Source organism: Pseudomonas sp. 7SR1, from assembly GCF_900156465.1.
Lineage (GTDB): Bacteria > Pseudomonadota > Gammaproteobacteria > Pseudomonadales > Pseudomonadaceae > Aquipseudomonas.
In genome coordinates this window covers 4256289-4270594 of the sequence record NZ_LT707064.1, presented here as the reverse complement: position 1 = coordinate 4270594, position 14306 = coordinate 4256289, and the positions used below count along the sequence as shown (strand labels likewise).

Below are 14306 nucleotides of genomic sequence, written 5' to 3'. Positions count from 1 at the left end.
GCGAGAGGCTGGTACCTCTCGCCCCGACGCAGACGTTCAGTCCTGCGCAAGACTGTAGGAGTAGATGCCTTGATCGTTATTGTCGTACCAGTTGCCCTTGGCCCAGATCACACGATCCTGCGTCGGTTGGAAACCCAGGATGCCCAGGTAGCCGCCGATGGCGAGACGCTGCCAGGAACGGCCCCAGTCCCGGGAATAGAACACCCCATCGGCGCAAATGCTCGCATCCGACCACCAATAGAGCCAGCGCGGTGGCCGGTGCTCGCTGGTGACATTGACCAGCAGGCTGTTCTGCCCCAGATAGAAATGCCCCTCGCGCAGCCGGCTCTGCGACGCCAGGGGGGCGAACACGCTGGGCAGCTCGCCCAGGGGACGCCAGGCCAGCGTCGCGGTATCCAGCTCGGCGATCACGTGTCGTCCGGATTCCTCCTGGTCCACCAGGCCGGCCACCCGCCCGTCGGCGTTCTGAGCCAAGGCCGCGATGAACAGCTTGTCGTCGCGCTGGGTATCCACGACCTGCCATTGACCGGTGCTGCGCTGCAATCGAGCCCGTGTCGTGACGTTGAAGGCGATGTGGGCGCCCTCGCCGTCGGGGTTGCTGCCCCAGAAGCGTTGGGAAACCCAGATGAACGCGCGTTGCGGGTCCAGCTGGATCACATGGGTGCGGATGTCGCCATAGGTGCCGGCATCGGTATGCCACTGCAAGACATCCGGACGCTTGACCCGAACATATTCGCTGGTGACCAGCAGCGATTCGGCCGCCATGACCGGCGTACTGTGGTCGCCGCGATCGGCGGAATAGTAGACACCGGTTGAAATGGCGCCTGGCGCATCTTCGCCACTCTCGTTGTCGACGCCGCTGGGGGTGCCCCAGGCCCAGACTTCATCCGTGCCATGGAAGTACGGTTTCAGGTTCCAGGCCACTTGATCGGCCTTGGGAAACCAGCCCTGCTCCAGCCAGGTCCAGCGCTTGCCCTGATCGTCGCTGCGAAAGACCACGGTCTGGCCGACGCTGTCGCCGGATCCGGCCTCCGGCCGGTCGAGGCCGGTGAGCAGCAAGACGCTGGCGCCATCGGGACTGGCAACCAGGCAGGCGGCGGCGCTTACGTGGGCGACCAACTGGAATTGTCCCTGGGCGTCCAGGCGCGAAATGAAAGAGGTCTCTTTTTCCCTGCCGGAAAGCAGGTAGGCGAAGGCACCGGAGCCCACCGGCTCAGGCTCGTCATTGGACTTGCCGCGCACCAGCGCATCGAGGTCCACCACATCGGCGGAGGCCTCGACCTGCCCGGCATCCCCGTTCAGACGGGCGACCAGCCAGGTGCCCTGGGGGGTCGCCACCACGCCTGTGCAGTACTGGGAGGCGGCCCGGTGCCGGGTATCCGCTACGGCGCCCAGCTGTTGCTGGCCGGGGCTGGCGCCGCCCCACTCCAGCTTGGCGCTGGTGATCATCCACATGTACCACAGGCCAGCGCCGACAATCAGCGCGACAAAGAGCGTAGTGAAGAATTTCGATCGAGGCATGAAGGATCCATATCCATGGGGAAACTGAGAAGCTTTTCTCATCTCTTTCATCCGGAGTAAATTCTTATTGCACTAAAACGACTGGAGCCGGTCGCATCGTTCATCTGTGAGCCGGGTTGCATTCATTCGGCGCAGCAGTTTCGTCGAGCAGCGCCGACGCGTTAAGGTGCGCACATCACGACAAGGACCCCTCATGCCCCCACGCTCCGGCCCAGCGCACGCCTTTTCATCGCCATCCACCGGTTTCGTCCGGGTGCGTGGCGCCCGCGAACACAACCTCCAGAATGTCGACGTCGATATCCCCCGCGATGCCCTGGTGGTCTTTACCGGCGTGTCGGGGTCAGGCAAGTCGTCGCTGGCCTTTTCCACGCTCTACGCCGAAGCCCAGCGTCGCTATTTCGAGTCCGTCGCGCCCTACGCGCGGCGCCTGATCGACCAGGTGGGCGTGCCCGACGTGGACAGCATCGACGGCCTGCCGCCGGCGGTGGCCTTGCAGCAACAACGGGGCAGCCCCAGCGCGCGCTCTTCGGTGGGCAGTGTCACCACCCTGTCGAGCCTGATCCGCATGCTCTACTCCCGGGCCGGCAGCTATCCGGCCGATCAGCCCATGCTCTACGCCGAGGATTTTTCCCCCAACACGCCCCAGGGTGCCTGTGCGCAATGCCATGGCTTGGGGCGGGTCTATGCAGTGACCGAAGACTCCATGGTGCCGGACCCCTCGCTGACCATCCGCGAGCGGGCCGTGGCCGCCTGGCCCATGGCCTGGCAAGGCCAGAACCTGCGGGACATCCTGGTCACCCTGGGCTACGACGTCGACGTTCCCTGGCGTGACCTGCCCCAGGAACAGCGCGACTGGATACTCTTCACGGAAGAAACCCCCACTGTCCCGGTGTACGCCGGATTGACGCCTGCCCAGACCCGTGCCGCCCTCAAGCGCAAGCTCGAACCCAGCTACCAGGGCACGTTCAGCGGCGCCCGACGTTACCTGCTGCATACCTTCATGCACTCCCAGAGCGCTCAGATGCGCAAGCGCGTGGCGCAATACATGCGCGCCAGCCATTGTCCCGTGTGCGAAGGCAAGCGTCTCAAGCGCCAGGCGCTGGGCGTGACATTCGCCGGCCTGGACATCGCCGAGCTGTCGCACCTGCCGTTGCTGGAGCTGGCCGAGGTGTTCAGGCGCGTCACCGCACCCGATTATCTGGAGCAGGCCGAAGAACCGGGCGAAGTCCTCACCCACCGGCAAACCCGCGAGGCGCGCGAGCAACGCGCCGCCCGAGGTGACAATCCGCACTCAGGAGGGCCGGATGCGCGCCACACGCCCAACCTGTCCCTGGAAAAGCGCCTGGCCGCCCAACGCATCGCTGCCGAACTGCTGGAGCGCATCGGCACCCTGATCGACCTTGGCCTGGGTTACCTGGCCCTGGAGCGCAGCACCCCGACGCTCTCTTCCGGCGAGCTGCAGCGCTTGCGCCTGGCGACCCAACTCAACTCTCAGCTGTTCGGGGTCATCTACGTGCTGGACGAACCGTCCGCCGGCCTGCATCCGGCCGACAGCGAAGCCCTGTTCGACGCGCTGCAGCGGCTCAAGGCCGCCGGCAACTCGGTATTCGTGGTCGAACACGACCTGGGGACCATGCGTCGCGCCGACTGGCTCGTCGATGTCGGGCCGGATGCCGGCGAACAAGGCGGCCGGATCCTCTACAGCGGCCCGCCCGCCGGCCTTCGCCAGGTGCCGCAATCACGCACCCGCACTTACCTCTTCGCCGAGCGGTCCCAGGCTGCGCACGCCCCGCGGACACCCAGCGACTGGCTGCGCCTGGAAGGCATCACCCGCAATAACCTCGACAACCTGAGCGCGGCCTTCCCCCTCGGCTGTTTCACCGCCGTGACCGGCATCTCCGGTTCGGGCAAATCCAGCCTCGTCAGCCAGGCGTTGCTGGACCTGGTCGGCGCTCACCTGGGCCAACCCGGCCAGGACGCCGAGCCCGACGAACGAAGCCTGGAAGACGAACCCGAGCAAACCAGTGGCGGGCATGTCAGTGCGGGCCTCGATGCGATCAAGCGCCTGGTCCGGGTGGACCAGAAGCCCATCGGCCGCACGCCGCGCTCCAACCTCGCCACCTACACCGGCCTGTTCGATCACGTGCGCAAATTGTTCGCCGGGACCGAACAGGCCCGTGAACTGGGGTTCGACGCCGGACGGTTCTCCTTCAATGTGGCCAAGGGACGCTGCGAAACCTGCGAAGGGGAAGGCTTCGTCAGTGTCGAACTGCTGTTCATGCCCAGCGTGTACGCCCCCTGCCCGACCTGCCACGGTGCCCGCTACAACCGGCAGACGCTGGCGGTACGCTGGCAAGGCCTGGACATCGCGCAGGTCCTGCAACTGACCGTCAATCAGGCGCTCGAAGTCTTTTCCGGACAGGCGTCGGCACGGCGCTCGCTGCAAGTGCTGCAGGATATCGGACTGGGTTATCTGCGCCTGGGCCAACCCGCCACCGAACTGTCCGGCGGCGAGGCGCAACGCATCAAGCTGGCGACAGAGCTGCAGCGAAAGGCCCGAGGGGCCACCCTGTATGTGCTGGATGAACCCACCAACGGGCTGCACCCACAGGACGTGGACAGGTTGCTGGTGCAGTTGAATCGCCTGGTGGATGACGGCCATAGCGTGGTCGTGGTGGAACATGACATGCGGGTCGTGGCCCAGAGCGACTGGGTCATCGACATCGGTCCGGGCGCCGGAACCCAGGGCGGGCAAGTCGTGGTGTGCGGAGCGCCGGCCGAGGTGGCCCAATGTCCGGAAAGTCGTACGGCGCCATTCCTCAAGAGCGCGTTAGCGGCTGAATATTAAAGCTTTTTTAATCTGGCTGGCCGTCCCGGGAAACCTGTCTATACTGTCTTTCAGTTAATCGTTTCAGTACGAGTAGTTTAACGACGGCCTCACTTGCTGATGGATGTGAGGCTGTACAGGCCAGGAGGCAAATGATGTCGGCCCCATGTTCAAGAAAAACATTCCATAGGGTTACAGAACAGCAGCATCTTCCCCAGCAGCGCCCCGTGAATCACGGCGAAGCCTCGCCCAGTCCACCTCCCTCCACATTACCGTTGCCGATAGCAGGCAGATCCTGTTGTTGATGTCGGCCCCGCGGCATCCTTGCAACTTCCATTTGGCGACTCTAAAGGTATAGCGCCTGGCTGCGTCAAGTCTTACATCAGTTTTCGAGCTCGTTCATTATGCTCAAGCCTATTTCAAGCCATCTTTTCAATCTGATCCAAGAGGTGGAAAACAACATCTCGGGCGCCAGCGAAGAAGAGTACACCGCAGTACTGGGCTGGATTTTTTCCAAACTGGGGATCGATAAATTCGCTTATGTCCATGTGGAACCGACACCGTTCAACAGCTCCAAGATCTCGATCCATAGCAACTACCCAGCCGAATGGGTTGAAACCTATCGCAAGAACGCCCTTTATAAGACCGATCCGGTCATGATCAATACCGCCGTCACGGCGACGCCCTTCTTCTGGAATGAAATTCCCGAGGAGATCGACAACCCGGAAATCTTCGACCAGTCTGCGTCCTACGGCATCAAGCAGGGATTCACCGTACCGATCCATGAGCCCGGACGGGCATTCGGCTCACTTCACTTGTCTTCCGAAGAGAACGATCCGGACTTCCCCATCATCGTCCGATCCAATCTATTCATCATCAAGGCGCTCAGTATAATCGCCAACCAATATCGCCCCATGGAAGCCCCCATGGAAAGCAACTTGAAGCTGTCCCCTCGGGAGATCGAGTTCTTGCGCTGGCTTTCATTAGGCAAGAACTACAAGGAAATAGGTCTGATCATGAGCATCACCGAGCGAACGGTGAAGTTTCATGCCAAGCAGATGACCGAGAAGATGGATTGTGTCAACGTCAAGCAAGCCATGATCAAGGCAGTTCAACTCAACCTCGTTTGAATCCCGCCCCTATCCTGCCCTAACCTGGCGGCGGCCTTTTGCCAAGTCCGACGCCAGCGCCTGGTCATAATCCATTCAGGCGAATCCCACCTGCGATGCGATATTGAAGAGCATGCCACAGGCGAACAAACCGATAACCAATGAGATAGCCCGACTCAAGAACTTGCCGGAAACGATGGCATGCAGTTTCCTTCCACAGAACGCTCCAATGGCTATCCAGGTCAGCCCGACCGGAAAGATAATGGCCGTGAACAATGACATGAAAGACAAGTAGTGGCTCACGGACAGGAATGTTCCCGCCGGCGCAACGAAAGACACAAAGAACAAGCCCTTGGGGTTGGTCAACGTTGCCACGAAGAGATCCGGCACACTGATGCCCGCCGAAGTACCAGGTAAATGATCCTTTACCGAAAACCACAACTTCAGGGAGATATAGAACAGGAAACAGACAGCGAAGATCTTGGTGGCAATGACCACCCAGGAATGATCCGTGATCAGAAGATCGATAAACACTCCCCACATCGTCATCTGAACAATATAAGCCAGCCATTCCGCTACAACGAACCTCATGGAGCGGGCGTTCAAGCCCCTGTTGATGCCAGTTTGCAACAACAGAGAGTTCGTCGGTCCAGGAACCAACAGGACTGTCATCAACGAAAGCGCGATATAAGACATAAGGTCATCCATGCCAGGGAGCCAGAATGGCTCATTTTCTTCGGGTTCGGACAGGCCCGATCATACAAATCAATATTTTGGTTGTATGACATCAGACCAATTTTCCAGCATAGAGCAATTACACTAGATTTGCCCACTGCCGCCCTGAAACTTTCAAACGTATGACTTATCAGCGTGAGCTTTTACCCATTTGTTGTCTCCCAAACTACGCTCCCATAGCCTTATTACCTTTTTATTGCAGGCCAACCCAGGCACTGTTGGAGCGTCAATTTTCCGGCCCACATACTATCAGCGACTTAGCCAATCCGTCGCGTAATCGTCAAGAAATTCTCCTCGCCAATGGCGTTCATGTTGAGTTGGCGGACTAAAGTCAAGACCCTTCGCATGCTACTCCCTCCCTGTACTTTCTTGGACTAACGACGATACTAATTCGCGCAGCGACTCAGTTTGTCCCGGAATACTGCCACATCACCAATCTGGCAACTAATTAGACTATCCACTCTATAAATCCACGCACTGTACTTTAGGACAGTTGAAATGCCCTAGTGCAAAGTTAACAGTAGCTCCACCCACAACCACGAAACCTCATTCATGAACTACGCCCCGGCCACCTTTCGTTTTTTCGGTATATCTACTCGTATCGCAAGCTACTCGAGTATTCCGAGCAAAACCCTGGGACAAATACTGGCCATTCGCAAGTCTGCCTTTATCGACAGAAAGAAGTGGGATATAGAAAGCTATCGAGGCAGCAATTACGAATGGGATGAATACGATGACGCTGATGCAGTTTACATATATTCAATCCAGCACCAGCAGGTCACCGGTTGTGTTCGACTTCGCCCTTCCAGCAAACCGACACTCATGACCGGCCCCTTGAGTTTCATTCTTCCAACCCAGAAGTCCGGACGTCGCTCAACATATTTATGGGAAGCCACCCGCTTTGCACTTTTCGCTGACAGATCCATTACCTGCGAATTGACCCAGGCCAGTGTGGACATTCGCACCGCGGCACTCTTCCTGACCATGCTGAAGTTTGCCCAACATCAAGATATCGAAGCCTATGAAGTTGTCGTCGACACTTCGATGGCGAAAATTCTCAAGCGTTCCGGATGGAATATCGAACGACACAACACGGCACTGGGCTCGAAGGGCGAGACGATCATCTACGGCACGTTGCCATGTTCCATCGAAACTTATGAGGGAGTTCTCAGAAAAAACACCATTGCCGAAGCGAGCGTTTACGACCCTTTCCTTATGACGAACCGTTCGTCAGACACACTCCATAAATCCATTGATATCGGCCAAATGCGCCGTGGCCGAAACATTCCAGCAAAAATACACATGCACACTGAGCTGCATCTATAAAATCAAACTTCTGGTATGAAATTGGAGAAAGGATGAACCTGCAAAGACTATTTCCGCATGTTGGCAAAGTCATTGCCAGTACCGGCAGCCGCCACTTCCCTCGCATGTTGCACGACCTGATACTCACGGAAATCCCGGTCGACGCAACACATATTACCGAGCAAAGGATAGGCACAAGTAATATCGCTGAACACAGCACTTCAAGCATTGGTTTCGTCGGCATGGACAATACCTGTGTCGACACTGTAGTGGACACCCATACAAGCAAGCCTTTTTTCCTCGCCGACGATATCCTCTTCGAAGACGCGCCCGCACAGAAGGTCCCCAATTTTTCCCGATGTCTGCTCAAGCGTGAACTCTCGGGCAAGGCACCCGGCCACAACACAACGACCCAACTGCATCTGACCACACGGAAAAATGGCCACCGTTATGTCCTGTCCGTGTATCGGTCACCTTTTTCCAAGGGCTTTACCGCCCAGGAACATGCCCTTCTGAAAGACTTTTCCTGCCTGTTGATGCCCATGGTAGAAGAGCATGTTGCCGCCCTGGTGCCATCGGAACCTCATCGGCAGGACACCAACCTGTCGCTGGACGGCCCGGAGAACGGTGGGATGGAAGCGTTGCGCCAGCGATTCGCCGATCGACTGCAACTGTCCGGCTTGAGCCTGTCGTCGCGTGAAACCGAAGTGTGCGTGGGTCTGCTGGCGGGACGCACGGCGCCCGAACTTGCCGAGCAACTCAACCTCAAGGTCAATACCGTCGAAAGCTATCTGAAGCGTGCAGCCATCAAGATGGGCATTGGTGGTCGTCGCTCCCTCATTCGCTGGATGCACTCGATGGACGCTACGCCATCGGGCACTGAATGGAACGGCGCTCCGCCCATTCGCCAGGCCGTCTGAACCTCTCCCCCCAATGTCTGCCCGGTCATCATCGGGTACGTTGGGGGATGATTCAGCTTTTCGCTTCCTCTTCGACCCTGCCTGCCGACGCCAGTCCAGGCGTATGCCGCCTGAACCATTGCAGCAGATCGTCGACGTACGTGAAGATCACCGGCACCACCAGCAGACTCAGCAACGTTGAAGTCAACAGCCCCCCCATGACCACCACGGCCATCGGCTGCCTGAAACTCGGGTCTTCGCCCATGCCCATCGCGGTGGGCAACATCCCGGCGCCCATGGCAATGGTGGTCATCAGGATGGGCCGCGCGCGCTTGTGGCAGGCGTCCACCAGGGCGTCATAGCGATCCAGGCCGTGATCACGCCGAGCCATGATGGCGTATTCCACCAGCAGAATGGAGTTCTTGGTCACGATCCCCATCAACATCAATAACCCGATGACCGAGGGCAGGGAAAAGCTGAAATTGCATATCAGCAAGGCCAGCAGCGCGCCGCCCAGGGAGAGCGGCAAAGCCGAGAGGATGGTGGCCGGCTGCAGGAAATCATGGAACAGCAGCACCAGGACCGCGTAGATACAGAACACACCGATGGCCATGGCCAGGCTGAAGCTTGCGAATAGCTCCGTCATCAGTTGCAGTTCACCCTGCTCCACCGGCTTGATCTCTGGAGGCAGATTGCGCATGGCCGGCAACTGGCTTGCCTCGGCCATGACCTCGCCCAGGTTGCGGCCGTTGAGTTCGATCGACAAGGTGATGTTGCGCAGCCGATCCAGCCGGGTGATCTGGGCCGGTCCACTGCCCAGGCTGAGTTCCCCGAGCGAGGACAGCGCCACCTGGCCGTCCCGTCCAGTCACCCGCAACTGATCGATGCTTCGCAAGTCATCGCGCAACAGCGAATCCATGCGCACGCGCACGTCCACCTGACGCTGGGACAGGTTGATCTTGCCCAACTGCGAGGAGTATTCACCGTAGGTCGCCATGCGCAAGGTATCGGCGATGTCCTGGCTGGTGACGCCCAGCTCCGCGGCCCGGGCAAAATTGGGACGCATCTGGATTTCCGGTCGCTGCAGGGCACTGCTGGAGGTGACGTTGCCGATCCCGTGCAGGCCGCGCAGCTGCGGCTCCAGGGCATTGGCAGTGCGTTCCAGCAGATCGCCGTCGTCGCTGGCCAAGACGATGTTGAGTTTCTCGCCGCTGCCATCCCCGCCGACGTTGATACGCACGCCGGCCAGCGTACGCAGGGCCTGGCGCATCTGCGCCTCGACTTCAACCTGCTTGAGCTCGCGCTGGTCCCGTGCCACCAGATCCACCGTCAGGACCGCATCGCCGGCACCAGTGATGCCGGCAGGCCCGGCGCCCGAGTTGCTGGCGGTGCCCACCGAGACGAATACATGTTTGACGTCCGGCATGTCCTGCAGCCTTTCGCTGGCCTGCAAAGCCATCTCGGTGGTCTGCTCCAGCGTTGTTCCCGGTGGCATTTCCAACGTGATACTGCTGCGACCCGCGTCCTGGGACGGCAGGAAACTGGTCGGCAGCAACGGAACCAGGGCCAGGGCGCCGATGAAGAAAAGACTGGCCAGCAACATCGTGGTCTTGCGACGGTCCAGGCTGGCATGGATCCAGCCCAGATAGCGGGTCATCAAGGGGCCATCGTGCTCGGCGTCGGCTTTCGCCTTGAGAAAGTACGCCGCCATCATTGGTGTCAGCACCCGGGCCACCAGCAAGGAAAACAGCAGCGCCACCGAAGCCGTCACCCCGAACTGGCGGAACAGCTTGCCTGCCACGCCGCCCATGAAGGCCGTGGGCAGGAAGACCGCAACCAGAGTGGCCGTCGTGGCGAGCACCGCCAGGCCGATTTCGTCCGCCGCCTCGGTGGCCGCCTGAAGCGGCGTCTTGCCCATGCGCAGGTGTCGCGCAATGTTCTCGATTTCAACGATGGCATCGTCCACCAGCACGCCGATGACCAGCGCCAGCGCCAGCAAGGAGACCGAGTTGAGCGTGAACCCGGCCAGGTACATCACGCCGAAGGTAGGAATGATCGACAACGGCAGCGCCGTAGCGACGATCAGGGTGGCGCGCCAGTCCCGCAGAAACCACCAGACCACCAGCACCGCCAGCAACATGCCCTCGTACAGCAGGTTCATCGAGTCATGGTAATTGGCAAGCACCGCCTTGACCGTGTCACTGGCTTCAACGATCCGCACATTGGTGTGTTTCTCCACGAAACCGGCCATGGACTTGCGTACGTCATTGGCCACGCCGACATCGGAGAAGCCCAGTGACCGGGTCACCTGGAAACCGATGACCGGCTTGCCGTCGCGAAAGGCCCGGCTGCTGCGCTCGGCATGGGTGTCGCGAATATCCGCCAGCTGATTCAACGCCAGCAGGCGGCCATCCCCGCTGGGAATATCGATGGCTCCCAGGGCGGCCGGGTCGTCGATGGCCCCCAGGGTCCGTACGGCTTGCTGGCCACTGCCCAGGTTGCCCTGGCCACCGGAGTTGTCCTTCTGCATCGCCCTCAGTTGCGCAGCGACATCCGCGACGCGAATGCCCAGGCCTGCCATCAACGCCGGGTCGAGATTGACCTGCACTTCCCGGTCCACCCCGCCGATCCGAGACACCAGCGCGACGCCGGGTACCGACAACAGCTGTTTGCTCAGCTCGTTATCGACAAACCATGACAGCGCCTCTTCATCCAGCGCATCGGACTCGATGACGTAGGTGAGCAGCGGCGAGGCGCTGGTGGTCAGCCGGGAAACCGAGGGCGTATCCAGACTGGCCGGCAACTGCGGCATGGCGCTGTCCACCGCGTTGCGCACTTCGTTGAGCGCCTCGTTGCCATCCTTGTCGATGTCGAAACTGATGCTGATGCTGACCGCGCCGTCGGTGATCACTGTCGTCACATGCTTGAGCAGGCGCAGGGACGTGAGCTTGTCCTCGATCTTGCGTGCCACCTCCGTTTCCAGTTGCTCGGGGGCTGCGCCCTCCAGCGATGCGTTGACCATCACCACCGGCAGGTCCATGTCGGGGAAATCCTGGATGGCGAGCTTGCCGAACCCCAGCAGGCCCAGGACCGTCAGCAGGATGAACAGCATGACGGCCGGGACCGGATAGCGGATCGACAGGGCAGAAACGTTCATGGCTGGGCAACCTGGGATTGTACGAGGCTCACGCTCGCGCCATCGTTGAGGAAAGCACCGCCGGCGCGCACGATACGGGCCGGCTCATCCAGGCCGCCGAGGATCTCCACGGCCTGCTGCAGGCGCCTGCCCACCGTTACCGGTCGCTGGACGACACGCATGTCATCGTTGAGGGTGAACACATAGGAGCGGCCGTCACGCAGGATCACTGCGGTATCCGGTACCGTGAGGGCCTCGCGGGCCGCCAGTTCGATCTGACCGCTGGCGTACATGCCGGCCTGGGCGGGGCTGTCGGTGGGCAGGGATACGTAGACCAGCGCCCGGCTGGTCTTGGTGTTGAGGGTGGGCGACACCAGCCGCACCCGTCCTTCCAGGCTCTGCCCGCCCGGCAAGGTCAGGCGGGCCACCTGCCCGGGCTGTACCTGGGCCAACTGACGGGCGTCCAGCTCGGCCTGCCACTCGATACGGCCGTCGCGCACCAGGCGAAACAGCTCGTCGCCGGCCGCCACCACCTTGCCGAGCAATGCCGTGCGGGCGGAAACGATGCCGTCGTCCACCGCCACGATCCGCGTCTGCCGCAAGCGGATCCGGGTACTTTGCAATTCAGCCCTGGCGCCGGCCAGGTCGGCTTCGGCAAGGGCCACCTTGATCCGATACTCTTCGCGCTGCTGCTCCGACAGGGCCCCGCCCTGGCCGACGACCCTGGCCCGGCGATCGTTGGACCGGGCCTGCTCCAGATTCGCCACGGCCTGGGCGACCAGCGCTGTCTGCTTGCGCTCTTCGGCCAGTACCGCATCGCAGGCCAGCGTTGCCAGCAACTGGCCTTTCTTCACCCGGCTGCCCACGTCGGCTTCGAGGCTGGCGATGCGCAGGTTGCCGGTCTCGGCATTGATGACCGCTTCCTGCCAGGGAGCCAGGGCTCCATTGGCGAACAGCAGCTGCGGCCAGACCTGCCGCCGCGCCTGGACGACTTCCACGCTCAGGCTGCTGACGGTGGGGGCGGCCACGGCCGGCTCGGCACCACGGCGCAGGGTCATGAATATCGCCACGACCGTAAGCACGGCAACGGCCAGCAGAATCTTGCCCGATTTCGTCCTCACGCTCCCCCTCCGTTCGTTGCCGGGTGTCGCGCAAGCGGTTGACCGAGTTGCCATCCGCCTCCCAGGGCCTTGTACAGGGCGATCCAGTAGCGGACCTGGTCCTGCTGCAAGGTGATCAATTCGATTTCCGCCGTCAGGGCCTGGCGGCGCGCGGTTTCACGGTCCAGCAGGCTCACGCTGCCTGCCTGCCAATTACGGTCGATGGCTTGGAACGACTCGCGGAAACCGGCGGTGGAACGCTCGACATCCGACTCCCGCCGCCGCGCCGCATCCAGGCGCACCAGGGCCTGTTCGACTTCCATGACGCTGGTGCGCAATGTCTGGCGATAGACCGCCAGGGCTGCGTCATAAGAGGCCCGCGCCCCTTCCACCGCCGCGCGGCGCTTGCCGCCGTCGAACAGGGGCACAGACAGCACCGGCCCCAGCGACCAGGATCGGTTGTGCTGGCCCACGGTATCGCCGACCGAAAACGTACCGGACAGGCTCAGGCTCGGCAGCCGGTCGGCCTGGGCCACGCCGATCTCGGCGTTCGCCGCCGCCAGTTCCCGTTCGCTGGAAGCCAGGTCCGGACGCTGGCGCAGCAGATCGGCAGGAATCTGCCGAACGTTGAGTTCGGCCGGCTGGGGCAGTTGCGCCGGAGTCTTGCCGAGCACGTCGTCGAGCCGTTCTTCATCTCCGCCGGTCAAGGCCACCAGGCTCTTGAGCAACACCTGGCACTCGCTCTGCTGCCGGACCAGAGTGGCCGCGCTGCTGGCGGCGCTGGCGTCGGCCAGCGCCGCGTCGGCGGAGGAAGTGAAGCCGGCCTCGAACGACTGGCGAGTGATGCGCGCCGTGTCCTGTTGCGACTGGGCCTGGTCCCGGTAGGCCAGCACCAGCTTCTGGCAGCCGCGGTACTGCACGTAGTAATCGCCTACCTGGGCCGCGAGGGACACCCGTGCGTCGTGCCAGTCATCCACCCGCGCCTCGACACGCGACTGCGCCGCTTCGTTGTTGCGCCGCAGTTTGCCGAACAGATCGAGCTCCCAGGCGGCGTCCAGCTCGGCGGAGGAGCCCGAGCCGCCCAGGCGTGTGGGACCGGTCCGCTGTGCGCCACGACCGCCGGAAAGACGGCCATCGACCCTGGGCAAGGCATCGGCCGCATCGCTGTCCGCCGTGGCCCGGGCCAGGGCGATGTTGGCCCACGCCTGGTCCATGGACGGACTGTCGGCTTCGGCCAGGCGCAACAGCTCGGCCAGGGCCGGATCGTCGAATTGCTGCCACCAGTCAGCCAGGGCCGCCACGGAGGCGCCATGGGGAAGCGGTGCCTGCCATCGGTCGGCGACCGGAACGTCCGGCACTCGGTAATCAGGCCCCAGTACGCAGCCGTTCAGGGCCATCGCGCACAAGATCACCAGCAGTCTTTTTCCTGGAGGCTTGAAGGCATGCATAGGGCTCTCTACGGGACCTGACAATGGGAGCGAGCAGCCAGGCATCCGGCACCGGCGCGGCTCGGGAGACGGCAGATTGTTGAGGGTGGGTGGTTGAAATTCATGTGCGAGGCATTTAACCCCGGCCTGGATTCTGTGTCTGGCGTGGGAAACGGGGACAGGTGCCGGCAAGAAAATTCGCGGTAAGCGCACAGGCCTGTTGAAATGCCCGGGACCTGCCAGACAA

9 protein-coding genes are annotated in these 14306 nt (G+C 61.6%); 4 read left to right on the top strand and 5 right to left on the bottom strand.

The genetic code is table 11. The annotated features are described in order from the left end of the window. Nucleotides 1-36 precede the first annotated feature (36 nt). On the bottom strand, nt 37-1521 hold the full coding sequence (locus tag BW992_RS19085) for a hypothetical protein (RefSeq protein WP_076406919.1): 1485 nt from the start codon (nt 1519-1521) through the stop codon (nt 37-39). Between the two features lie 193 nt (nt 1522-1714). Here BW992_RS19085 and BW992_RS19080 point away from each other — a divergent pair, with 193 nt between their 5' ends. Together BW992_RS19080 and BW992_RS19075 are read left to right on the top strand one after the other, a co-directional pair. Further along, nucleotides 1715-4369, top strand: a complete 2655-nt coding sequence (locus BW992_RS19080) for an excinuclease ABC subunit UvrA (protein WP_076406918.1) — start codon at nt 1715-1717, stop codon at nt 4367-4369. A gap of 383 nt (nt 4370-4752) precedes the next feature. After that, nucleotides 4753-5478, top strand: a complete 726-nt coding sequence (locus tag BW992_RS19075) for a helix-turn-helix transcriptional regulator (RefSeq protein WP_072432097.1) — start codon at nt 4753-4755, stop codon at nt 5476-5478. A gap of 75 nt (nt 5479-5553) precedes the next feature. Here BW992_RS19075 and BW992_RS19070 read toward each other — a convergent pair whose 3' ends face one another. Then, nucleotides 5554-6153: a LysE family translocator gene (locus tag BW992_RS19070; RefSeq protein WP_072398824.1), complete on the bottom strand. Its 600-nt coding sequence runs from the start codon at nt 6151-6153 to the stop codon at nt 5554-5556. Nucleotides 6154-6744: 591 nt separating this feature from the next. Here BW992_RS19070 and BW992_RS19065 point away from each other — a divergent pair. Together BW992_RS19065 and BW992_RS19060 are read left to right on the top strand one after the other, a co-directional pair. After that, nucleotides 6745-7518, top strand: a complete 774-nt coding sequence (locus tag BW992_RS19065) for an acyl-homoserine-lactone synthase (protein ID WP_072398815.1) — start codon at nt 6745-6747, stop codon at nt 7516-7518. 32 nt (nt 7519-7550) lie between these two features. After that, the gene (locus BW992_RS19060) at nt 7551-8417 is read left to right on the top strand and encodes a helix-turn-helix transcriptional regulator (RefSeq protein ID WP_072398816.1); all 867 of its coding nucleotides are present in this window, start codon (nt 7551-7553) and stop codon (nt 8415-8417) included. A gap of 52 nt (nt 8418-8469) precedes the next feature. Here the strand turns inward: BW992_RS19060 and BW992_RS19055 are convergent, their stop codons facing one another. Genes BW992_RS19055 through BW992_RS19045 form a run of 3 tightly spaced genes read right to left on the bottom strand, consistent with a single transcriptional unit; the run spans nt 8470 to nt 14080 of the window. Next, complete coding sequence (locus tag BW992_RS19055) at nt 8470-11553, bottom strand: efflux RND transporter permease subunit (RefSeq protein ID WP_072432099.1); 3084 nt, start codon at nt 11551-11553, stop codon at nt 8470-8472. Then, entirely contained in the window at nt 11550-12590 is a 1041-nt protein-coding gene (locus tag BW992_RS19050) for an efflux RND transporter periplasmic adaptor subunit (RefSeq protein ID WP_072398825.1), read from the bottom strand. Before BW992_RS19050 ends, BW992_RS19055 begins: the two co-directional genes overlap by 4 nt. 59 nt (nt 12591-12649) lie before the next feature. Further along, a complete protein-coding gene (locus BW992_RS19045; protein ID WP_076406917.1) occupies nt 12650-14080 on the bottom strand; it encodes an efflux transporter outer membrane subunit in 1431 nt (476 codons plus the stop codon). Between the last annotated feature and the right edge of the window lie 226 nt (nt 14081-14306).